Origin of the sequence: Paraflavisolibacter caeni, assembly GCF_025628885.1 — a bacterium.
In the GTDB taxonomy this organism is placed as follows: Bacteria; Bacteroidota; Bacteroidia; order Chitinophagales; family Chitinophagaceae; genus Flavisolibacter; species Flavisolibacter caeni.
This window is the reverse complement of record NZ_JAOTIF010000026.1, coordinates 45,806-68,745: the sequence shown is the minus strand read 5'-3', so window position 1 is coordinate 68,745 and position 22,940 is coordinate 45,806. Positions and strand designations below refer to the sequence as shown.

At 42.9% G+C, this 22,940-nt stretch carries 23 protein-coding genes; 10 read left to right on the top strand and 13 right to left on the bottom strand.

Features of this window, described 5'->3' with window-relative positions; genetic code table 11:
• Window position 1: 1 nt before the first annotated feature.
• The 5 genes from OCK74_RS22930 to OCK74_RS22910 are packed head-to-tail and all read right to left on the bottom strand — an operon-like array spanning window position 2 to window position 4,887.
• On the bottom strand, window positions 2-415 hold the full coding sequence (locus OCK74_RS22930) for a cupin domain-containing protein (RefSeq protein ID WP_279299433.1): 414 nt from the start codon (window positions 413-415) through the stop codon (window positions 2-4).
• A gap of 42 nt (window positions 416-457) precedes the next feature.
• Window positions 458-1,273: an SDR family oxidoreductase gene (locus OCK74_RS22925; protein WP_279299432.1), complete on the bottom strand. Its 816-nt coding sequence runs from the start codon at window positions 1,271-1,273 to the stop codon at window positions 458-460.
• A gap of 46 nt (window positions 1,274-1,319) precedes the next feature.
• Window positions 1,320-2,489 carry an ABC transporter permease gene (locus OCK74_RS22920; protein WP_279299431.1) on the bottom strand — a complete coding sequence of 390 codons (1,170 nt, stop codon included), beginning with the start codon at window positions 2,487-2,489 and terminating at the stop codon, window positions 1,320-1,322.
• A gap of 43 nt (window positions 2,490-2,532) precedes the next feature.
• Window positions 2,533-3,507, bottom strand: coding sequence for an HlyD family secretion protein (locus OCK74_RS22915; protein ID WP_279299430.1), 975 nt, complete (start codon window positions 3,505-3,507; stop codon window positions 2,533-2,535).
• 12 nt (window positions 3,508-3,519) lie between these two features.
• Entirely contained in the window at window positions 3,520-4,887 is a 1,368-nt protein-coding gene (locus OCK74_RS22910) for a TolC family protein (protein ID WP_279299429.1), read from the bottom strand.
• Window positions 4,888-5,062: 175 nt separating this feature from the next.
• Between OCK74_RS22910 and OCK74_RS22905 the strand changes: the two genes are divergently transcribed.
• Together OCK74_RS22905 and OCK74_RS22900 are read left to right on the top strand one after the other, a co-directional pair.
• Window positions 5,063-5,959, top strand: coding sequence for an AraC family transcriptional regulator (locus OCK74_RS22905; protein WP_279299428.1), 897 nt, complete (start codon window positions 5,063-5,065; stop codon window positions 5,957-5,959).
• Window positions 5,956-6,348 (top strand): VOC family protein, encoded by a 393-nt coding sequence (locus OCK74_RS22900; protein ID WP_279299427.1) that lies wholly within the window; start codon window positions 5,956-5,958, stop codon window positions 6,346-6,348. Before OCK74_RS22905 ends, OCK74_RS22900 begins: the two co-directional genes overlap by 4 nt.
• Window positions 6,349-6,396: 48 nt before the next feature.
• Here OCK74_RS22900 and OCK74_RS22895 read toward each other — a convergent pair whose 3' ends face one another.
• The 4 genes from OCK74_RS22895 to OCK74_RS22880 all read right to left on the bottom strand — a co-directional run bounded on the left by OCK74_RS22895 (window position 6,397) and on the right by OCK74_RS22880 (window position 8,963).
• On the bottom strand, window positions 6,397-6,780 hold the full coding sequence (locus tag OCK74_RS22895; protein WP_279299426.1) for a DUF3037 domain-containing protein: 384 nt from the start codon (window positions 6,778-6,780) through the stop codon (window positions 6,397-6,399).
• On the bottom strand, window positions 6,758-7,549 hold the full coding sequence (locus tag OCK74_RS22890; RefSeq protein ID WP_279299425.1) for a HipA family kinase: 792 nt from the start codon (window positions 7,547-7,549) through the stop codon (window positions 6,758-6,760). Before OCK74_RS22890 ends, OCK74_RS22895 begins: the two co-directional genes overlap by 23 nt.
• A gap of 112 nt (window positions 7,550-7,661) precedes the next feature.
• Complete coding sequence (locus tag OCK74_RS22885) at window positions 7,662-8,519, bottom strand: OmpA family protein (protein WP_279299424.1); 858 nt, start codon at window positions 8,517-8,519, stop codon at window positions 7,662-7,664.
• A 90-nt stretch (window positions 8,520-8,609) separates the two neighbouring features.
• A complete protein-coding gene (locus tag OCK74_RS22880) occupies window positions 8,610-8,963 on the bottom strand; it encodes a spore germination protein GerW family protein (RefSeq protein WP_279299423.1) in 354 nt (117 codons plus the stop codon).
• Between the two features lie 59 nt (window positions 8,964-9,022).
• Between OCK74_RS22880 and pepE the strand changes: the two genes are divergently transcribed.
• Complete coding sequence (gene pepE, locus OCK74_RS22875) at window positions 9,023-9,814, top strand: dipeptidase PepE (RefSeq protein WP_279299422.1); 792 nt, start codon at window positions 9,023-9,025, stop codon at window positions 9,812-9,814.
• Between the two features lie 91 nt (window positions 9,815-9,905).
• Here pepE and OCK74_RS22870 read toward each other — a convergent pair whose 3' ends face one another.
• The gene (locus OCK74_RS22870; RefSeq protein ID WP_279299421.1) at window positions 9,906-11,417 is read right to left on the bottom strand and encodes an FAD-dependent oxidoreductase; all 1,512 of its coding nucleotides are present in this window, start codon (window positions 11,415-11,417) and stop codon (window positions 9,906-9,908) included.
• 176 nt (window positions 11,418-11,593) lie between these two features.
• On the opposite strand from OCK74_RS22870, the gene OCK74_RS22865 reads away from it, so the two are divergent.
• Both OCK74_RS22865 and OCK74_RS22860 read left to right on the top strand, forming a co-directional pair.
• A complete protein-coding gene (locus OCK74_RS22865) occupies window positions 11,594-12,760 on the top strand; it encodes a M23 family metallopeptidase (RefSeq protein ID WP_279299420.1) in 1,167 nt (388 codons plus the stop codon).
• A 77-nt stretch (window positions 12,761-12,837) separates the two neighbouring features.
• On the top strand, window positions 12,838-13,794 hold the full coding sequence (locus tag OCK74_RS22860) for an ABC transporter ATP-binding protein (protein WP_279299419.1): 957 nt from the start codon (window positions 12,838-12,840) through the stop codon (window positions 13,792-13,794).
• 240 nt (window positions 13,795-14,034) lie between these two features.
• Here OCK74_RS22860 and OCK74_RS22855 read toward each other — a convergent pair whose 3' ends face one another.
• Together OCK74_RS22855 and OCK74_RS22850 are read right to left on the bottom strand one after the other, a co-directional pair.
• Window positions 14,035-15,876: a transketolase gene (locus OCK74_RS22855; protein ID WP_279299418.1), complete on the bottom strand. Its 1,842-nt coding sequence runs from the start codon at window positions 15,874-15,876 to the stop codon at window positions 14,035-14,037.
• Between the two features lie 5 nt (window positions 15,877-15,881).
• A complete protein-coding gene (locus OCK74_RS22850; protein ID WP_279299417.1) occupies window positions 15,882-16,943 on the bottom strand; it encodes an LLM class flavin-dependent oxidoreductase in 1,062 nt (353 codons plus the stop codon).
• 130 nt (window positions 16,944-17,073) lie between these two features.
• Here OCK74_RS22850 and gloA2 point away from each other — a divergent pair, with 130 nt between their 5' ends.
• Both gloA2 and OCK74_RS22840 read left to right on the top strand, forming a co-directional pair.
• Window positions 17,074-17,463, top strand: coding sequence for an SMU1112c/YaeR family gloxylase I-like metalloprotein (gene gloA2 / locus OCK74_RS22845; RefSeq protein WP_279299416.1), 390 nt, complete (start codon window positions 17,074-17,076; stop codon window positions 17,461-17,463).
• Window positions 17,464-17,591: 128 nt separating this feature from the next.
• On the top strand, window positions 17,592-18,290 hold the full coding sequence (locus tag OCK74_RS22840; protein ID WP_279299415.1) for an Ntn hydrolase family protein: 699 nt from the start codon (window positions 17,592-17,594) through the stop codon (window positions 18,288-18,290).
• Window positions 18,291-18,298: 8 nt separating this feature from the next.
• Here the strand turns inward: OCK74_RS22840 and OCK74_RS22835 are convergent, their stop codons facing one another.
• On the bottom strand, window positions 18,299-18,535 hold the full coding sequence (locus tag OCK74_RS22835; protein WP_279299414.1) for a hypothetical protein: 237 nt from the start codon (window positions 18,533-18,535) through the stop codon (window positions 18,299-18,301).
• 125 nt (window positions 18,536-18,660) lie between these two features.
• Here OCK74_RS22835 and OCK74_RS22830 point away from each other — a divergent pair, with 125 nt between their 5' ends.
• The 3 genes from OCK74_RS22830 to OCK74_RS22820 all read left to right on the top strand — a co-directional run bounded on the left by OCK74_RS22830 (window position 18,661) and on the right by OCK74_RS22820 (window position 22,906).
• Window positions 18,661-18,846, top strand: coding sequence for a hypothetical protein (locus OCK74_RS22830; protein ID WP_279299413.1), 186 nt, complete (start codon window positions 18,661-18,663; stop codon window positions 18,844-18,846).
• A gap of 159 nt (window positions 18,847-19,005) precedes the next feature.
• Entirely contained in the window at window positions 19,006-20,403 is a 1,398-nt protein-coding gene (locus tag OCK74_RS22825; RefSeq protein WP_279299412.1) for an arylsulfatase, read from the top strand.
• 64 nt (window positions 20,404-20,467) lie between these two features.
• Complete coding sequence (locus OCK74_RS22820; protein WP_279299411.1) at window positions 20,468-22,906, top strand: beta-propeller fold lactonase family protein; 2,439 nt, start codon at window positions 20,468-20,470, stop codon at window positions 22,904-22,906.
• Window positions 22,907-22,940 lie beyond the last annotated feature (34 nt).

The following is a 22,940-nucleotide window of genomic DNA, read 5'->3' as shown; positions in this document are numbered from 1 at the left end:
CTTATACACCATCTACTGCATTTTCCTCGCCGGCAACAGTTAGTAATACCAGTGATTCTTCTATAGCCTGAAGGTTATAATGCTGACCTGCATGTGCTACAGCCAGCTGGCCTTTTTGCAGGGTTGATTTCTTTTCATTTATGGTCAATTGAATACTACCAGTTAAAACCTGCGCGGTCCAAAGATGTTCAGGACGAAGGGTTCGTATTTCAGCTTTTGGATGCATGGCTACAAGCACAATGGTTAATTGTTCGTCTTTGAAGACTGTTATGGCATTGTGGTCACGTTCCTTCCATTTTCTTTCATTTTTAATCTTGTCTATATATGAAGGAAGGTCAATGGTCAGATAAGGGGCGTCAATAGCACGTTCGCCTTCGGGCCGATTGATCGTTTCATCTTGCTTTCTTTCTTCCATGGTTGGTGTTTATAATAGTTGGCCGCTAATAATATGCCGGAATCAGGAGGGGCGGGTGGGTATTTTATAGTGGTTTTTGATCATTTTTTCATAGGTCGCAGAGGGGAGCACTCTTTTCAGAATGACGGAAAGTTTTTCTATAGGTTTGCCCAGGCGATAGCATCTTTTCAAGGTTGGCGTTTGTAACAGTTTTTCTATCAGGTTACCAAATTCCTGTGGGTCTAAACCTTTGTCCACACTTTCATCAATCAGAGCGTAGGTAGTGTCGAAACTTTCCTTGTATATGTTGCCAGCTGGCAAGCTGGTCCTGATCCTGTTTTTATTGATATCGGTTTTTACACCTCCGGGCTGAATAACACAGGCCTGGATGCCGAAAGGAGCCAGTTCAATTCTTAATGCTTCAGTAATTCTATCTACGGCTGCTTTGCTGGCACTATACAGACCGCGGTAGGGTAACCCTGATTCAGAACCTATTGAGCTGATGTTGATGATGGTGCCTGACTTTTGTGCTCTCATGTGGGGAAGCACAGCCTGAGTGGTCCGGATAAGACCTATAACATTGGTATCCAACACTCTTTGCACATCATCTATTAAAAGAGTTTCGATTGGGCTTGCAATGCCCAGGCCTGCATTATTGATCAGTACGTCAATACGGCTATGTTGCTGAAGGATTTGGTGGATGGCAGACTGAATGCTTTGATCGCTGGTAACATCCATGTTTACTGCGTGGAATGCTTTTGTTTGCTGCTCTATGTCTCTTGAGGTTCCATAAACAATAAACCCTGTCTGAACCAGGTGATTTGCGATGCTTTCTCCTAATCCGCTGGAGGCGCCAGTAATCAAAACAACTTTAGACATATTATTTGTTGGTTTCTTTTTGAAACGGCAAATAAAAGAATCTTTTTCAGGACGCCAGTATTCCGACCTTTCTTTCTTTATTTATTTTGATCTGCAGCAATGCTACCATCATTACAAAACAAATGGCTGTAATCCACGCCAAGGCTGACATTTGCGGTTGTATATCCTTAAATGTGCCTTTATAAACAGCTATTCTTCTAAAGCCTTCAAGAAAATGGGTTAAAGGCAGCATGTTGGCAAATTGTTGAATAAGACGGGGCATAGATTCCATTGGCCATGTGTAGCCACTCAATAAGAAAGAGGGTGTTGCCAGGACCATCAATAGTTCCGTAGCTCTTAGCTGGTTGGGTACTAAGAGCGAAAACAACATGCCAATGAACATACAAGCGAATGTGAAGATGGTTACCAGCAAGGCCATGGGCCAGGTGAATACCTGGATTTCTATATTGAAAACAGGGTAAAAGCCAGCCACTATCAGCCACATTGGAATGATCAGTATGATAAATGGAAGTGCTTTTAGAACAATGTGATACAATGACCACTTATTAGCTATGGCTAATTTTTTAAAATAACCGTCCTCTACGTCCCGAGCAAAAACCAATGCCAATCCTAAAAATAAAACTTGTTGCAATATAGTACCCAAAATACCTGGCATCATCAGTTCCATATAATTACTAGCTGGGTTGTAGAGGCGGTTATAATTCACTTTAAAAGGTTCGTATCGTTGAGCTGCGCTTACCGGGTCGGTGCCGGCTTTTTTCAAGGCTTCTATTTCTACTCCGGCGCTGACTGTGCCCAGAACGGCCTGAATGCCGCGACTGGCGAAATTGGCCGGTACCAGGTTAGACATATTGATATCCACCAAGAGTTCCGGATATCGCTTTTGATAGATGTCTGCTTCAAAACCAGAAGGAATGGTTACTACTGCAATGTAATTTTTAGAGGGCATCTCTGCTGCCAGATTGCCTGCATCGTATTGTACCTTTTTTACTGCTAAATTCTCATTATCGTTCAATGCGTCGATGATCTTGCCAGACATTGGGGTATTGTCTTCATCAATCACGGCAATGGGCATGTCGGTGATCTTGCCTTTTTTATAAACGTTCCCAAACATTAGTCCGTACAGGATAGGGGCTCCGAAGAACACTGCTACCAGCACGCCGTTGGAGAAGATGCGTCTGAACTCGATCTTTAGCAGGTATATGAATTTTTTCATGAAAGGAGATGTTGTGAATGGTGAATGGGCAATGGTGAATGGGTTAGGGGGCAGGGTTGGGGTTGAGGAGTACGGTGGAGTTGGCATAGAGGCCAGAGGCGTCGGATTCGTTTATTGGGACTACTTTAAGTTCGAAAATGCTTTCTCCAATTTTGTAATTAGGGGAAGTACTGGTGTTGTCGGCATAACGGGGTAATTGTTTTACGCTTGCTATTTTACCCTTGATTACTTTTTCAGTGTAGGGGACTTTTACTGTTGCAGTCAGACCCACATGAAAAGCATTGATCCTGGATTCGCTTATAGTAAACCGGAAGTAGGTAGAGCTGGTTTGATAGCCATTGAAGATGGTATAGCCGGGTGTTGCCAGTTCTCCATTCTTGAGTGCAATACTTTCAATGGTCATATCGGCAGGAGCGATGATGAAGCGTTCTTTGGCAGCTTGCAATACTTCATTTTTAGCGCCAACAGCTCTTTCTACCTGGCCTCTTGCCGATATGATGGTTTCCGGACGAGTACCTTTCACCACTTCCAGTTTCTTTGCCTGCAGGGCCTGCACTTGGGCATTTGCCGCTTTGTATTTTGATTGCACTTCATCGAATTGTTGCGCTGGTACCAAGGAGTCTTCATACATGTTTTTCATGCGATGAAAAGACTGTTCTGCGAATTGCAATTGGGCAGTAGCGGCATCTAGTTGTCCTTGCAATTGGTCCAGCTGCTCGCTAGTGGCGCCATTCAAAGCAAGGTTCAACTGTCCCCGGGCACTTTCAATAGCGCCCTCTGCCTGCTGCAGTTTTGAAGATATTTCCGGTACATCCAGAATGGCCAGCGTATCGCCTTTGTATACTTGCTGTCCTTCACTCACCTTAATTTCCTGAATGCGCCCAGCAATTTTGGGTGCTACTGAAACTGTTTCCTGTTTTACTTTACCCTGGTTTTCAATGTTTTGTTCAGGTTTGTTGTTATTGCATGAGACCAGGATCATGAGTAAGAGCGGAAGTATTTGAAAAGATTTTTGCATTCCTATAGTTGATTAAAAATTATTTAATAGGGTTCCATTCACATCCAGTAATTGCAGGCTTGCTTTGCGTTGCTCGTAAAAAGCCTGTTGCAGATCGAAGCGAGCTTTTTCCAAGTCATTTAAAGCATTCAAAAACTCAGTTAAATTGGTAAGGCCATTTTTGTATTGTTTAGAGACAAAGTCCAGTGTTTCTTTTGCCAGGGCTTCCTGAGCGTTTACCATATTCACCTTTTGGTTGGCGGTACGTAATTCCTGCCTGGATCTTGCCTGGCCCAGCTCAACCAATTCTTCTACTGCCTGCTTTTGAACTTCATAAGCTTTCCTGTCGAGTGCTGCTTTACGGGCATTGTTGCGGGCAGTAAAACCGTCAAAAAGGTTCCATTGCAGTTTCAGGCCTGCATACCATCTAGGGTCGAACATCGAAAGGCTTTTATCCCTGAATTCGTATTGGCCGAAGGCTGCCAGTTTGGGTATGTAATCGCTCAATTCCGCTTTTTCTTTATAGTGTGTAGCCTTGATCGCTTCATTTAATGATTTGATCTCCGGACGTTCAGCGATGGCGGTATCATTAGTTAACAACATGGGGCGGAGGTTGGGATGCAGGTTGCTCAGCGTCGGGAAATCAACACCTGTCAGCTGGTGTAATCTTTCCATCAGTGTGATCCTGGAGCCTTCATTTTCAACAATTCTTAGCTGGAGCTTCTGGCGTGCCAATTCGATTTTTTTGCGTTCAAGCGGGGTTGCTAAGCCATTTTTAATTGCGCCCTCTACAAAACGGCTTTGTTCATCCAGGATAGCTTGCGAACTTTTGATCACACTGTCGGATGCATATAAAAGGGCCAGTTTATCATAGAGGTCGGCTATGTCAATAAGTAGCCTGGACATCTGTTTTTCATTGCCATAACTGATTGCTTTTTGTTGATGCTGGTACGCTTTGATACCATTCTCCACTTTAAAGCCACTGAATAAAACCCATTGGGTATTGCCTGTAACTTTCAGGATGTTCTTATCCTGAACGGGAGGTACTGGCTGCAGTTTTATTGAGGAAGGGAGTTGGCTGTTGAATGGTATACCTGCACCTTCTTTCACTAAAACTCTCTGTGCACCTAACAATAAAGCCTGAAGGTTTTGTGGAAAGATGATATCATCGTTCAACCGGGTGTAGGTTGCGTTGCCTGACAATCGGGGTAAATAATTATAACGGGTAGTTTGTTCGTCAATTTTTGCCTGTTGGATGCGAATGTTATTGACTTTGATAGAGTCATTTTTTTCATAAGCACTTTCGACCAGGTGCCTGAAGGCTTCATCAAATTGCTGTGCATGTGCGATGGTCGTCATCAATAGAAATAGAAAAACAAACCTGTAATCTTTTATATTCATTTTTTGGAGGTCTTGAATCAGATGCCAAAGGTGAAAAAGTAGGGGGCTGTATTTAGGTCAGTTTTTCGGATATGTTGGTCAAAAAGGGATGTTATGGGTACTGAGTGGTGGAGGGTGGGATAATAGGATTTTGGATTAATGAATTGGTAGTGGTGGTTAGTTGTTATTTTTGGTTATGGCTGTTTCGAGGCTTACAGAAACTACTATAGCAAACATTAAAGAGATTTATCAGCTTGACTGGAGCACAAATGATTTTTTGGTTTCGGATGAGCAAAATTTCCTGCGCATTCATGATTTGCCGATGCACATTGATGGTTACAGCATTGGGATTTGTTCCAGGGGTACGGCCAAGATGGAGGTAAACCTGAATGTATATGAGGGTGGTGCGAATTCCATGATCATTACTACGCCACACCAAGTTTTACGCGTGATTCAAACGAGCGAAGATTTCTTATGCAGGTTTATAGTTTTTTCCAAGCGATTTCTTGCGGCCAATTATATCAATCCTCATATCCTGGATACTTTCCAGTTTTCCAATGTGAATGCGATCCCGGTGGTGCACCTGGATGTATCTGAGGCTAACCAGCTCAAAGAATTGTTTATCTATATCTGGCGAAGGTTCCAAGAGGTGAGTCATCCCTTCAGAAAAGAGATAACAGGGAACCTGCTTGTGGTATTGCTACATGATTTTGAAGCTATCTATCAAAAGCATTTCCAGGTGGTACAGAAAAAGCTTTCCAGAAAGGAGGAGTTGAACAGGCAGTTTCATAACCTGTTGTTCCGTCATTTTAAGCAGGAGCGGGGTGTACGGTTTTATGCTGACCAGATGTTTGTAACGCCCAAATATTTGACTGAAACAGTTAAATATGTAACGGGTAAGTCGGCAGGTGAATGGATCGATGCCGCTGTTGCAGTAGAAGCGCAGGCGTTGTTGAAAGATCCCAGTTTAACTATTCAGCAGGTAGGGAATCTTTTAAACTTCCCTGACCAATCCACGTTTGGCAAGTTTTTCAAAAAAGAAGTTGGATTGTCGCCTTCAGATTACCGGCATGGTGCTAACTTACAAGTATGAACATCAGCCGGATCAAAGAAACCTGCATTTATGTAACGGACTTGCACAGGACCAAGGCATTTTATACCGATCTTTTAGGATTGCCATTGATTTCGCTTGTTGAAAACCGGCATGTGTTTTTCAGGGCCGGAGAATCGGTATTGCTTTGTTTTATTGCGGCGCAGACTTTACAGGAAAAGGAGTTGCCTCCGCATGGTGCTTCGGGTTGTATCCATTTTGCGTTTGAGGTAGCCCGGGATGAATATCCAATAGCACTTAAAAAGTTAAAGGAATCAGGTATTCAAATTCTGCATGAGCATGAGTGGAAAGGCGGTTTGCGGTCCTTCTATTTTCATGATCCTGATCAGAATTTGTTGGAAGTAATTGAGGAAGGGCTTTGGGAAGGGTAGGAATCTCATATAATGATATAAAGGGAAGCAACTTATAAAATAGCTTGCCTATAGCACCAACTGCCCATATAAGTGTTGTAAGGTTTCCTTTGGGTCGGTAGAGAAACCCGGATGCACTTTGGACGTTTGGACTACGGTGCTACGGGTGGCTGTTAGCCAACGGAAGCGTGATGCTACGTCGAGCTTGCCGATGGGGCCGGCATCTTTTGATCCTGCACAAATTCTTTCTATGGAATGAAGGTACTGTTCCACCTCGCTAATATCCAAAGCTGGGCTAAAGGCCTGGAGCCGTTCACTGTTCAAATGGAACAGGCATTGTAAGAACCTGGGTTTCTTGCAGTAAAGAATAATGCCAACGTTCATAAATTCTTCCCGCTCAACCCTTGGCACAACGCGGATGACAGCGTATTCAAATAAGTGCTTTTCTTGCATGTTGTGCTTCTTTTATCAGATTTTCAGTAATGGATAAACGATTGGATAAAAAATGTTCATAGATGTTGCGGGCTTCCTCTGCTTTTCCAAATGCTTTTTCACCCCACTCATCCGGAATCAATGATACAATAGAGCGGATGCGCTGAGGTGTCAGAATAGATAGTAAAGATTCATTTACTGTTTCTAATTCGCTGGCCCATGGCAGTAGTACATGATCTTTTACTGCAGTAAAAGGACGGCGGGAATGTTCTTCCCAGTTTTGTGGCGCATGGTGAAAATAGAGAGAGGCACCATGATCGATGAGCCAAAGTTCTTTATACCACATGAGCATATTGGTATTACGACAGGTGCGGTCCACATTCGTGATCAGACAGTCGAGCCATACAATTTTGGAAGCCAGAGTTGCATCAATCCTGGTAACTACAGGGTCGAAGGTGATAGCCCCCGAGAGGTAGTGCAATGCCAGGTTCAGACCTTCACTTGCTTTCAGTAAGTCCTGGATCTCCTCGTCCGGTTCTGTTCTGCCAAAAGCAGGATCAACTGTAGCAAACACAATTTCAGGTACCCTTAGACCTATTGCCCGTGCAATTTCCCCGCCGATCAGTTCAGCAATCAAGGCTTTGATGCCCTGGCCTGCTCCGCGGAACTTGAGTACATATAAAAAGCTATCATCTGCTTCCACTATAGCGGGCAGAGAACCACCTTCACGAAGAGGGGTTACATAGCGTGTTATGTCGACCGTTCTTAATTCAGGTTGAAGATCATCCATGAGCAGTCTTTTACTATTCCACCGTTTTTACGAGCGGGGCGAAAATAAAGCAGAAATTGTGAAAACAGTGGTTGTAAATTCCAGGACTGATGATGCAGCTATGTTATACAAGCTATCTTTTCACAATTTTTATTTCTACTCTCCGGTTTAAAGTACGGTCGGCTTCCGAATATTCCGGATATACCAAAGGTATAGTTGCAGCAAGACCTTTATAAGTCATCCGGTTTTTATCGATACCATTTTCGATCAGATAGTCATAGACGGCCCTGGCTCTATTGATGGAAAGGTTCCTATCACCCGCATCGAAATCTACACCGTCAGTGCCTGTTCCATGCAGACAACAAATGTGGCCAAGGATCTCAATTTCCAGTTCCGGGTAGCGTTTCATGGCGTCCAGTAATTCATCAAGCGCTGGTTTTGCCTCTGGTAAGAACTGGTGACTTCCGCCATAAAAGTTAATATTCCGGAGGCGCAGGGTTTGTCCTTCTTTTACTGTATCTACCACTTCTTTAGAAAACTCAATGACAGTATCCTTTGCTGTTATGTGGGCATTGGATTGCTCGTTCTTTGAGGGCCATATTAATTCGACCCTTCTATTTATTTGTTGCTCTTCCGGTGTGCTATTGTCGTTCAGGGGCCTATTTTCTCCGTGACCTTGCACCTCGCTGATTGCTGTTTTTGTAAGACCGTGATTCAGCAAGTAGTTATGCACAACATTGCTTCTTTCATTGGAGAGTTTATCGTTATAAGCATTCGACCCCAAGCTATCGCAGTGGCCATATATTGCCAGTTGTGCTGAAGGAGGATTGTTCCTGAAAGCAGTAATCAATGAGTCCAATGTTCTACGGGCAGAGTGGGTAAGGGTTGACTGGTCAAAAGGAAAAAAAATGAGGACCGTATCTTTCGTTTCCTGTGCTTTTGTGCCTAGTACGAAAAATATAGCAAGCAATACTCCAAAGGAGATTTTCATAACAACAAAGTTCCGAAAAAAACATAAAAATGCATGCCAGGCATGTCCTGGAAGTTGTTTAGAGATGAAAATATAGATGACCCTTTAGTTTTACCTTTTGGTCAGCCACCCCCTAATGAAAAAACCAGCCAAAGCAGCAATCATTAAATGGCTCCAATTTACCGCTGGAATGAACCTGGTTGTCTGTGGCGTCACTTCATATACGCCTTTTGCTCTTGCAAATAAACCACCGCCACCGCCTGCTCCTTTTTCATTGTTTAAAGGATCCTTTTCAGATTGATTCTTATGTTTCTGACCAAAGCCACCTCCAAACCCATAACCAACTTGTGCTACAGGAATAATTGTTTTTCCTTGTGTCTCAATCGGTTCTCCAAATACAGATTTCACAGATGCATTATGACTTAATGGAGTCGCCAGATTTTCGACAAAGTTTTCGTTTTCCATACAAAAGAATTTTGTTTTTATAAGTTAATAAAGTTCCATCAACATCCTCAAGAAAACAAATGACGGATATAATCAAGAAAGCTTATATTGATCATACAATTATACCTTTGGCATCCAACAGTTATTATTGTATGGTCAGTTTATTGGCAATAAGTAGTTCGCGTGCCGGGAACAGCGGGTATTTAGAACATGCGGCACCCCTTATTCAAGATTTCCTCGGTGCTCGAATATTGAAGGTCGCATTTATTCCGTTTGCATCAGTGGACAGAGATTATGAGCAATATGGTTCCATGGTGCGCCAGGGCTTGTCCCACTTACCTTTAGAAATACAGGTTGTGCAAGAAGATGGCGGAGAACAGGTTTTGGAAGGATCTGATGTCATCATGGTTGGTGGCGGTAATACTTTTAAGTTGCTACATGATCTATATCAATCAGGATTATTCAATGTTATACGTGACCGGGTTAAGAATGGAATGCCTTATGTTGGCTGGAGTGCCGGAGCAAATCTTACCGGGTTAACTATTGGAACCACGAATGACATGCCTATCATACAGCCCCAGAGCTTTTCGGCATTAGGATTACTGCCTTTCCAGCTCAACCCGCATTATCTCAATCAAAAGCCTGAAAGTTTTCATGGTGAAACAAGGGATCAACGGTTGGAAGAGTTTATAAAAATGAATCCTGGTGTACCTGTAGTAGGTTTGCCTGAAGGTACGGCATTGAAGTATTCGAAGGGGATACTTCAGTACTTAGGAGATGTACCAGGCGTGTTGTTTCAGAGTGATGAACAGGGGAACACATTGAAGAGAGAAATTGGGAAGGAGGATGCGTTGGATTTTCTGTTAGGATGATGAGGAACAACGAGTGATTAAAAATTATTTATTAATAATTGATGAGTTATTGGTGAATGAGGAGGGATGATCGTATGGCGTATCGTTGTTACTAGCGGGATTCGGTAGTAATCGTTATTTTTTTCAATGAGGCTATGGCGGGTCCCTCAATGACTTCGCCGTCGACGGTAAAACGGCTGCCATGGCAGGGGCAATCCCAGGATTGCTCGTTCCAGTTCCAGTGTACCACGCAGCCTAAGTGGGTGCAAATGGCAGAAACTACATGGAGGTTGCCTTCTTCATCGCGGTGTACGGCACATTTTTTACCATCTACCGTCATGATCTTGCCTTCTTTGGATCGTACCTGATCAAACTGTTCGGCCTCTTTTTTAGTCAGATGGTCTTTTACCAAATGGAAGCCGACGCTTACATTTTCCTTTACAAAATTCGTAAAGGAAGCAACAGGCGTAAGACGTCCAGCTTTATAGGTATTGCTCCATTTATTTTCTCTTTCAAGAATTTGGTCGGAAATGATCATTGCGGCCAATGTGCCGTAGGTTAGTCCATCTGCGGCAAAGCCAGTAGCAATATAGGTTTTTTTATTTCCGGTACTTATGCCAATATGCGGTAAACCATCTGAGGATCTATATTGCTGTGCAGACCATTTATATTCTATAGACGCTACATCAAATTTTCTCCTCAGGAAGCCTTCCAGTTTTTGAAAGCATTCATTGTTCCATTCCCTGGTACCTACTTTGTGGCTTTCACCTATAACTATCAGCATTCTTCCGTCAGGAGTGTCATATGTGCGGAGCGAGTAGTGCTGCGTGCTTAACATATTCCAAAAGATACCGGGCGGAGGGTAATCGCTGTTCAAAATCACGGCAACTGCATATTCCCTGTAAGGTTCCATTGACGTATGAACCAGATAAATTCCTTTTGGAGTATGCGTAGCCATGATCACCTGTGAGGCCGTTACGGTTCCGCCATTGGTTTCGACGGTGCAGGTTTCGCCTTCTTTGACATTGGTAACTTTGGTGAAATCATAGACCTGGCAGTTGTCCGATTGAATTTTCTGAGCCAGGGAAGAAGTGTATTGTAAAGGATTGAACTGAGCCTGGTTGAGAATGGAAAAGCCTGTTTCAACAGGTAAATTTAAAGGCACCTCGTTTGAAATGGTCAGGCCAGCCTTTTCAGCCATTTTGCGTTCTGCTTCCACATAGGATTTATTGCCACTTTTTTCTGCGAACAGGCACCACGGTACCCGTTTGAAATCACATTCGATATTCAATTCATTTATTGTTGCCTCAATAAAGTCAACAGCTTCAGCCCTGGAAGTTACGACCTGGCGCATAACATCCTCGCTCCACTTTGATTTTAGTGAGTGGAGACCATCATTACCGACCGGTGCATACAGGTTTCCTGTGGAATGGCCTGTAGAACCATTTGCGATTTTCCCGGATTCCAATACTACCACTCTTTTTCCAGCGCTGGAAAGCAGATAGGCTGCAGTAATACCTGTAATGCCACCGCCAACAATAGCAACATCAACAGTGATGTCATTAGCAAGTGAAGGAAAGAATATTTCCTGTGCATTAGTCTTCCAAACAGGAGTGGTATCCATTGTTTGTTTATATAGTTATATTAAAAAATTATACCAGAAGAAATGTTAAATGGAGCCTATAAAATTTAAAATGTAAAATGTTGGGAACGTAAGCGGTATGTTGATCCATATTTGAGGGCGTCTTATCGTTCTTTTCTGAATTTCCGGCTTTTTTTTTGCTGATGGCAGCCATTATTATGAGAAATACTATAGCTGCCCTTTTCTTATTAGCCGCCGTTGGTCCTGGTTGTAAGCCCACAGGTATTTTTGGCAGAAAATCGCCGCACGAAGAATATGTTAAAAAGCTGGATAAAACAGACATGGAAGAGACGCCGGAAGGCCGGCAATGGCTGGCTGCTTCCAAAACTGCCCTTGAGGACGCACAAGTAGTGGAGCTTCCATACCGGCAAAATGGGTATTTTGGGAGTGACAGACCCCGTGCGCTTGGATTAAAGTTTAATGCCAGGCATGGTGAACAACTCAATTTTATGCTGACCAAGAGGAGCAGTGTGCCGTTTACTCTTTATGTTGATATTTTCAAACAGGAAGGTGAAGGGACTTCCCTTGTCTATTCTGCTGATACGATCAGGTCGCAATTCAGTTATTATGTTGAAGAAGCAGGAAATTACATTGTACGACTGCAGCCTGAGCTCTTCCGCTCAGGTGCGTATAGTTTGTCTGCTTCGATAGGTCCTTCCATAGGTTTTCCTGTAAGCGGCAACAAAGTAAAAACCGGAAGTTTTTGGGGTGCCAGCAGGGGTGGTGGAAACCGCCAGCATGAAGGCATTGATATTTTTGCTCCAAAGCGTACCCCGGTTGTTGCGGCAGCAGATGGCATCGTTACTGGCGTAAAGGAAGGAGGTTTAGGAGGTAAAGTGGTCTGGCTGAAACTTCCTGATAAAAATATAACCCTTTATTATGCCCACCTTGATAAGCAATTGGTAAGAGAAGGGCAAGAGGTCAAGAAAGGAGAAACATTAGGTCTTGTGGGTAATACAGGCAATGCAAAGCATACAGCATCTCACCTTCATTTTGGCGTTTATACCAGTGGCGGTCCTATTGATCCGTTTCCATTTGTCAATCCAACGGTAAAAACGGCACCTGCAGTTCCAGATAAAAACATGACCAATTATTTGCGCGTCAGCAAAACCCAAAAAATAGCTAATGGTAGTAATATGTTACAGGCAAACACCTTATTGATACCTTTGGCCGCAAACCTGGTGGGATATATTGCAGAAATGCCTGATGGTAAGTTGGTTCAGGTGCCCTTTGCTTCCGTAGAATCCATTTCACAACCTGTAAGAAGTATGGTGGCAGTGGCAGAATCATCTGAGAAAGAAAGAAAACGCAGGGTGCGTAATTAAATAAACCGAACTATGTTTGTATAAATAACTTGTTTCCAAAACACGAAATTGGAACGCAGTCAGATAATTTTGAGCTCATGAGTTTTTTAGAGGTGTCCCAGATCAGCAGGCAAATAGATGATGCATTCCTGCTCGAAAACATCAGTTTCAAACAAAAAGAATTTCAGAAAATTGCTATTGCCGGAGCTACAGGTTCTGGTAAAACCACGCTGTTGAAGATCATTGCAGGGCTGGAACAGCCAGATGCGGGTGAGGTTTTGTTCGAAGGGACCAGGGTTACAGGTCCTTTTGAAAAACTGATCCCGGGGCACCATCGTATTGCTTATTTATCGCAGCATTTTGAATTAAGAAATCATTATCGTGTAGAGGAAATCCTGCAAATGGCCAACCTTCTTGGTGAAGAGGAAGCTAATAAAATCTACGAAGTTTGCAGAATTGATCATCTATTGAAACGTTGGACCCACCAATTGTCGGGCGGGGAAAGACAGAGGATCTCATTGGCCCGATTGCTGGTCACTTCTCCAAAACTTTTGGTTCTTGATGAACCATATTCCAACCTTGATGCTATTCATACCAGTATTCTTAAAAATGTAGTCAATGATATTGGTGAAAAGCTGAACATCAGTTGTATACTGGTATCGCATGATCCTCATGATATGTTGCCGTGGGCAGATGAAGTTATTGTATTACATGAGGGGCGTATCATTCAGCAAGGCTGCCCGATTACTGTTTATCACGAACCTGTCGATGAATATGTAGCTGCTTTATTTGGCAGGTACAACGTAGTATCTCTTGACCTAGCTCTTTCCTTATCTGATTACTCGGATGTGAGCATGAATGATTTTTACGGTTTTTTAAGGCCTGAGCGATTTGTTATTGTTCCTGATGATAGTAAAGGTGTAGAAGGAAAAGTGAATAGAGTGAATTTTATGGGTAGCCATTATGAAATGGCCATAAGAATCGGAGATAATTCTATTCTGGTGAATTCGAGACAGGCTTACCAGCCAGGTGATGTTGTTTATGTAACCTTGTAAGGTGTTGTGTGTTTTATTCAATTGTTACATCTTCGGCATTGCATTTGTGGCCAAAGGAAGTAGGGAATGGAGGGAATGACGAATGGGGTGGTAGATGATAGATGGTATTAGAAAGAGGGGATTGGGAGCAAAGAAATTGAGAACAAAGAAATTTGTGGTGATAGATGGTTGAAGAGAGAGATGAGTGATCAGTGGTAAGTAGGGATACTCAAAACTGATCACTCTTTTTATGTGCGGTTATCAGGTGAGCGCTTGTTTTACTTTGGAAATGATGTGGGCGGCATTGATACCGGCGTCGTCCATTAACTGGTCTTTGGTACCGGATTGTGAGATTTTGCTGACTGCCATTTTGATTACCATTCCATCTTCTCCTTCAATAGCTGCTGCTGCGAAATCTCCCATACCGCCGTGTTCAAAATGGTCTTCGACTGTTACCAAGATTTTTTTACTTGTTTCCTGCAAACATTTTTTCAGCGTAGTTACATCTATAGGTTTTATAGAGTAACAGTCTACCACACGGATGCTGATGTTTTCCTTTTGTAATTCATCTGCAGCTTTCAGCGCTTCAACAACTGTTATACCTGTGGCCACAACAGTTAACTGATCATTACCTGACTGTCTTAATATTTTAGAACCACCTATGGTGAACTCTTCCTCGTTTTTATAGAACAATGGGGTTTTAGGCCGCAGCGTACGCATGTATGCAAAACCTTTATGGGTAACGATCAGTGGAATTAACTTAGCTGTAGATACTGCGTCTGCCGGTTGCAGCACGATTGAGTCTGGCAAGGCGCTAAATAAAGCAACGTCTTCCAGGCCCATTTGTGAGGGACCATCTTCTCCGATGGAAACGCCTACATGGGAGCCTATGAATTTAATATTTGCTTCCGAAACTCTCGCCATCCTGATTTGGTCAGCAGCTCTTGTCAGGAAGGCTGCAAAGGTAGCCACAAAAGGCACTTTCCCTAACCGCGACAAGCCTGCAGCTACAGACACCATGTTTTGTTCAGCTATATAAGATTCAACAAAACGTTCGGGATACGCCTTTTTAAATGGTTCTGTGAAAGTAGAATTCATGACATCGCCGTCAAGCGCATAAATATCCTTGTTTTTCTCACCCAGTTTCACCAGTACCTCGCCAAATACTTCTCTTGTTGCATACTCTTTTCCTGCATCAAAAGAAAGATCTGTATTTTGAGTGGGGGTGTGGTCTGCCGGGAATATTGAGCGTTCAGGTTTTCTTAAGTCAAACCTCAGGTTATCATCAAGTTCTCCTAATTCCGCCAGGGCTTTTTGCAATTCTTCTTTATTCAATGCTTTACCATGCCAGTTATCCTTGTTTTCCAGGAATGAAACACCTTTACCCTTAAAGGTTTTTGCAATGATCGCAACTGGTTTTCCTGAGGTGTTTTTTGTTGCCTGGGCAAGTGCTGTATCAATCTCTTCGAAGTTGTGCCCATCAATGGGTATTACTTCAAAGTCGAAAGCCCTGAACCGGTTGATATACTTTTCTATATTGTGCCCAAACATGGTCTCCTGACTTTGAGCTAATCGATTGATATCCAATATAGCAATCAGATTATCCAGCTTTTCATGAGCCGCAAAGTTGGCTGCTTCCCATATCTGTCCTTCTGCCAATTCACCATCACCCGTGATCACATAAGTTTTATTTGGAAGGCCCTCGCGTTTCGAAATCAGTGCCAGTCCTGCGCCTACAGATAATCCTTGTCCAAGCGAGCCGGTAGCTGCTTCTGTGTACTTAAAGTTAGGAACAGGATGCCCTTCCAGTTTACTGCCAAACTTGCGTAATGTTTTCAATTCTTCCAGCGGGTAAGCGCCAGACAAGGCAAACAAAGCATACAGCAGAGGCGCTGCATGGCCTTTCGAAAGAACAAACCTGTCATTATACAAATTCAAAGGATTAGAAAGGTCGTAGGTAAAGTACTTGTCGAATAGCACAGCAGTAAAGTCTGCCGCAGACATACATGACGTTGGATGACCTGATCCTGCTTCTGTTGTAGCAATAAGTGACCACTTGCGGAGCAAGTTGGCTTTTTGATTGAGCTCTTTTGATTGTTCCATGGTTCTTATCTTTTAAGGGCGTTAGGTTGTTGATTTATTTCCGTAGCTTTTTTTACCACAGGGGCTACTTTGGTTCCCAGCAATTCAATAGCATGCATGATCTTATCGTGCGGCATTGCTCCCATACTCATTTGGGCCAGGAACCGGGTATGGCCAAACAATTCATGTTCAAATAATATTTTATCAATTACCTGTTGAGGGCTTCCAACTATCAAGGATCCCTGCTGATTTATAGATTTATGGAATTGTTGTTTATTGGTTGAAGGCCAGCCTCTTTCTTTTCCAATGCGGTTGATTACATCTGCATAGGAGGGATAAAACTCTTCTTCAGCCTGCTGTGAATTATCGGCTATATAAGTATGTGAGTTAATGCCGAGTTGCAGTTTATTCAAATCATGACCAGCTTTTTGATACATCTGGCGGTATAATTGTGCATAAGGTACAAAGCGGGCAGGCATGCCACCAATGATCGCCAGTGCCATGGGCAGTCCATACTCTGCTGCCCGCACAACCGATTCCGGAGTGCCGCCAACTGCTACCCATATGGGCAATTGTTCCTGGTAAGGGCGGGGATAAACACCCATATCGCTTATAGACTGGGTATGTTTTCCAGCCCATGTGATCTTTTCATTTGCATTGAGCTTTATGAGCATCTTTAATTTTTCAGTAAACAGCTCATCATAGTCGTTGAGGTTATAGCCGAACAAGGGAAATGATTCTATAAAGGAACCTCTGCCAGCCATTATTTCTGCGCGGCCTCTTGAGAGGAGGTCTACTGTAGCAAACGACTGGAAAACACGAACAGGATCATCAGAACTCAGAACTGTAACCGCACTTGAAAGTTTGATGTTGTTTGTTCTTTCTGCAGCGGCTCCCAAAATAACTGCAGGGGCTGATACTGCATAATCAGGTCGGTGGTGTTCGCCCACAGCAAATACATCCAGATTCAGCTGGTCTGCAAGTTCGATTTCCTCCATGAGGTTACGGATGCGTTGGTGGGGAGAGATGGTTTTTCCGGTTACCGGGTCCGGGGCAATATCAGCAAATGTGTAGATGCCTAATTCCATCCTTTTGTCCTTTAGAGTATGAAGTTAAGCAGTAATAATATTGTACTCCTGTAATTATGGTGGAGAGGGTGATTTTGGTGTTTTGTGAAAACGCCATATTGAATCCGGAGGAGTTTACTAATTTGGTGGTATGCAATTTTTAAAAGGTATTCATCATATAGCCATCATCAGCTCGGATTATGAGCGGTCAAAAGTATTTTATACAGATGTTTTAGGTTTTACCATCAAGCAGGAAGTGTTTAGAGCTGAGCGTCAGTCGTATAAATTAGATCTTTGTTTGGATGGTACTTATGTAATTGAACTTTTTTCATTTCCTAATCCCCGGCCAAGGCCCTCACAGCCTGAAGCTGCAGGACTCAGGCACCTTGCATTCAGGGTCAGTGATATAGAAAAAGGGGTCGATTATCTTAAAGGTAAGGGCGTAGATGTGGAAGCTATCCGGATAGATGAGTATACTGGGAAGCGTTTTACTTTCTTTAGGGATCCGGATGGACTGCCTTTGGAGTTGTATGAGGAATGATTCGAATGACGAATGGGGAATGGGATGAGTAATGAGTAGGGGAATAAGGGGAGATGATGGATGATAGGTATATGATGGTGGTGTGCGGTGATAGATGATGCATATATTCAATAAAATAACTGTTGGCATTGGAAGCTTTGCTTGCTACCATATTAGTTCTTGTGGTTACTGACCATAACATTGTTTTGGCGGCTGATAGTAAGAAGACCAGTCTTGGTTCGGAGGGTGTTGTGAAGAATGAAACCATGGATAAGATTTACCGGGTTCATGATTATTTCTATGCTATTGCAGGACTGGATTCGTCAGGGGACGGGAGCTTCAGCGTACATGCGATCCTCAATCGTATTCTACAACAATATTCCGATTTGGAGCAGGTGATTCAAGAGATACTTGCTCAATTACCTTATGCATTAAAGGATTTTTTTTCAGGTCTGAAAGCGAGAAGTCCCGAGGTTTTTGGACAATACCAGAAATACAGTGCTTCCGGAGGAGAAATCGTTATTATTAAACGGGTAGGAAAAATACCCACCCTTTACTTACTGGACTATAGAATCATAGATGAATCAACAATGAAGATTGTTATGAATACCTGGAAGGCGGATACGTCTACGATGAAGGAAAAGGCGCAATGTTTTTGGAGGGCAATCGGGAGTACGTCTTTTTTAAGCGGGCGACATCCTTCAGATGAGGAAATGTCTTTGCATGCAAAAGAGAAGGCACGAGAAATTATCGAGGAAGGGATCAGGGTTTATCCTGATTTTGTTGGAGGGCCAGTAAAGATTGTGAGCATGGAAATGGAGGGCGAAAGTGGGATGGTTGAATATTAGGATGCCTGTTATTGGCGCATCTCCTGCAAGATGGTAATGGCTTCTGACTCTTCGTGAGCGAATGACTCCCTTGGCAGGGCTGTGGCTGTTTCAGCATCGGTTATACCTTCTGCATCTGTCCAGTTGAAATTGTGTTTCATCCCATTCCGCCTGGTGAGATGAAATTCAAACATAGCGTTGGTTTTTCTAACTAAAACATGTGTACCGTTGCTCAATTGAAATTCAACGGGAAATTCCGGGATCATTTGGCAATGTTTCCCTGAAGTTAATGAGGAATAATGGTTATCCCGTATTTTACTGTAAAAAGTATTTTACTCTGCTGTTTAGGTATATATTTTGTTTTCAACTTCTGAACACCAAACGAAACGTGATGCTAACACTAAAATTTCAGAGTGCAAGAGATCTGGCTTTTTTTCAAATGGTTACCGGAATTTTAGATACTTATTTTGATGATGACCAATTAATAGTCCGGGGCTTTTTGAGTGAAGCGGAGGCTGAACTGGCCTGCAATGCTTTTAATGCAGCAATCATTGAGACGGATTTAGTTTATTATTGAACCAGTAATATATAATGAAAAGGCTGTATTGATTTTCCAGAGTGTGACCTTGGCTGGCTTTTTTTAATTTGGGCAAACGTATGCACAACATATAATAAGGGCAAGTTTTTATGTTTATGAAATCATTCATTTCGTAAAGCCGTATCGAGGTACTTAGTAATGAAAAGTTTTCTTGTTTTTATTATTGGAATTGCCCTCCTCTGTTCAATACCGGTTTATGCCCAAAAGAAAACCAGTACGTTGCCCAACATCATTTTTTTCCTAGCCGATGATTTAGGCTATGGAGATGTGGGTTGTTATGGTCAGCAATTGATCAAAACGCCTCATATAGACCAACTGGCCAATGAAGGCATGCGGTTTACTAACTTTTATGCCGGCAGTACTGTGTGCGCGCCTTCCCGTGCCAGTTTAATGACAGGTCAGCATACTGGTCATACTTACATCAGGGGGAACGGTGAACTGCCGTTACGGGCTGAGGATTCCATTATACCGCAACTTTTAAAACAAAAAGGGTATGTCAATGGCATGGTAGGGAAGTGGGGACTTGGCTTAAAAAACACTACAGGTGCGCCTGAAAAGAAAGGGTGGGATTTTTTCGTGGGCCATCTGCATCATGAGGAAGGCCATTTCCAGCAGAGCGATTCTATTTGGAAGATGGTTAACGGGGTCAGTCAAAAAGTAAGGGTTCCGGCAGGCACTTACCTTAATGAATTGTTTACATCTTCAGCCATTGATTTTATCCGCCAGAACAAGGAACACCCGTTCTTTTTATACGTTGCCTATACGCTTCCGCATGCAGAATTGAAAGTGCCGCAGAGATACCTGCAAATGTACCAGCAGAAGACCAGGAGTGTCTTTGAGCCGGAAATGCCGCAGCCGCCAGGCTTGCATTATGGTCCGCAGCCACAACCCAGAGCAGCATACGCAGCAATGGTTACCAGTATGGACGATTATATTGGCAGCATTTTGCAACAGTTGAAAAAAAGCGGTTTAGAGCAGAATACCATCGTGATATTTGCCAGCGACAACGGAACGCACATCGAAGGCGGACGAAAAATGCCTGATGCCACAGGGTTATTCCACAGCAGTGGCAATTTGAAAGGTATCAAACGAGACCTTTACGAAGGTGGTATTCGCATTCCCTTTATTGTTAAATGGCCTCAACATGTAGCAATGAATAGTACGTCTGTGTTTACTGGTGCTTTTTGGGATGTGCTGCCCACTTTTGCTGACATCACAGGGCTAAGCCTTACACAGACCGATGGCCATTCATTTCTGCCTACGCTGCTCAATAAACCACAAACATTGAAGAATAACTACCTCTATTGGGAGTTTTATGAAGGGGGATTTAAACAGGCAGTCCGCAAAGGCAACTGGAAAGCCATACGCTTCTACAAAAATGCACAGCCAGTACGTACAGAATTGTACGATCTCTCTGAGGATCCGGGTGAGCAAAATAATATAGCCAATTCCCATCCTGATCAAGTAAAAGAACTGGAAGCCCTGATGGACGAAGCACACCGGCCATCAGAAAGCAAGCTGTTTCAAATCCAGTAAATTAGCTGAAACAATCGCCGCAAATACGAAATAAATTTTAAGCTTTGTTTTTTAATCAGTATTTATGAGCATTCAACCATTATTTATTCTATTATTCCTTACAATATCTTTATCATTAACTGCACAAACCAGCCAAAATATTGATTTAAAAAGAAGTGAATTACCTAACGGCTGGGCTATTTCCCATGTTGGCAGGTCTTTACCACTGGGGGATCTGCCGTTGAATATGGCCGTAAGCCGTCAAGGCAAATTACTGGCTGTTACGAACAATGGTCAGAGTGTACAAAGCATTCAGCTTATTGATCCGGCAACAGAAAAACAGCTAGACAGCGTTGTGATCTCTAGAAGCTGGTATGGCTTACAATTCAGTGCCGATGGAAAACAACTATATGCTTCCGGAGGAAATGATAATATCATCTGGCAATACAGTATTATCAATAAAAAATTAATACTTACGGACAGTTTCGTTTTGGGAAAGAAATGGCCTAATAAAATCTCTCCGGCCGGTATTGAAATTAACACTGCTTCACAAACGATGTACGTAGTAACCAAGGAAGATAATTCTCTCTATATTATTGATCTTCCTTCAAAGTCAATCAAAAAGCAGATAAAACTGGAAGCAGAAGCATTTTCCTGTATTTTATCAAATGATCAAAAAGAGCTTTACATTACCTGTTGGGGCTGTGACCAGCTCCTGGTGCTGAACACTGCAACAGAAGAAATAACTGCCACAGTAAAAGTAGGCAGCCATCCAAACGATATCATTCTTTCAAAGAATGGAAATTACCTGTTTGTGGCCAATGCCAATGACAATTCTGTTTCCATCATTAACCGGAAGGAGCGGAGTGTTGTTGAAGTGCTCAATGCTGCATTATACCCTGATGCTCCGGTTGGTTCAACTACAAATGGGTTGGCCTTGAGTGCAGATGGGAAGCGTTTATACATTGCCAATGCCGATAACAATTGCCTGGCAGTGTTCGATGTAACAAAACCCGGCAGCAGTGTATCACTGGGCTATATTCCTACAGGCTGGTATCCAACCAATGTAAAAGTGATCGGTAGAAAAATATTTGTTGCGAATGGAAAAGGGTTCTCTTCATTACCCAATCCGTATGGTCCAAACCCGGTTGGCAAAATACAAGAAGTAAAATATAGAACAGCCGATAATAATAAGCCACCGTCCGTTCAATATATTGGTGGATTGTTTAAAGGAACCATGAGCATCATTGATGAACCTTCACAACAGCAGTTAAGCTTTTATTCGCGGGAAGTATACAGGAATACGCCCTATACAAAAGAAACTGAAATGAAGGCCAAAGGCCAGCAGGACAATCCCATCCCGATGAAGGTGGGAGATAAAAGTCCCATCAAATATGTCTTTTATATCATCAAGGAAAACAGGACTTATGACCAGGTATTGGCAGATGTTCCGCAAGGGAATGGAGATACCAGCCTGCTGTTGTTTGGCAAGCACATTACACCTAATCAACATAAGCTTGTTGACGAATTTGTATTACTTGATAATTTTTATGTTGATGCCGAAGTGAGCGCGGACGGGCATAACTGGAGTTTAGGTGCTTATGCAACTGATTACCTTGAGAAAACGTGGCCAACTTCTTACGGTGGCCGTGGGGGAGATTATGACGGAGAAGGGAGACGTAAAATTGCCAACAATAAAAATGGCTTCATTTGGGATGCCTGCAAAAGATCTGGTGTAAGTTTCAGAACCTATGGTGAATTTATGATGGGCTATAAACCAACGATCCCTGTATTGCAAAATAATTATTGTCCCACATTTAATAGCTGGGATGAAATGCAAGAAAAGGATACGGCCCGCTTTCGCCAGTGGCGCAGGGATTTCGATTCTCTAGTTGCCATTAACCGTGTGCCACAATTCAACACTATACGATTCCTCAACGACCATACTGAAGGCATGCGGAGAGGACGTCCCACACCATTTGCACATGTTGCTGATAACGACCTGGCAGTTGGTTTGTTCATTGAACATCTAAGCAAGAGTCCTATCTGGAATGAAAGTGTGGTATTGATTGTAGAAGATGATGCACAGAATGGCGCTGACCATGTGGATGCACATCGAAGTACTGCTTATTTAGCAGGTCCTTATGTGAAAAGAAAGTTTGTTGACCATACGATGTATTCATCTGCATCTATGTTAAGGACCATTGAATTGATATTGGGTATTCCGCCTATGACGCAGTACGATGCTGCTGCCACACCACTTTGGAATTCTTTTACGTCCCAACCCGATTTTGCCCCATTTCAGTCTGTGCCTTCAAATATCAACTTACAGGATGTGAATATCGTAATGAATGAATGGCAGCGGAGGTCAGAAGGTTTTGATTTTTCCAAGGAAGATGCTGTACCTGACCTCGAGTTTAACCTGGTATTGTGGCACGCCATAAAAGGCAGTCATGTTCCATTTCCTGGTCCACGTCGTGCAGCTTTTATAAAGCCAGTACAGGAAAAGGATGAGGATGACTGATTGTTAAGGAAGGTAGTTGTGGGCCAGTATTATT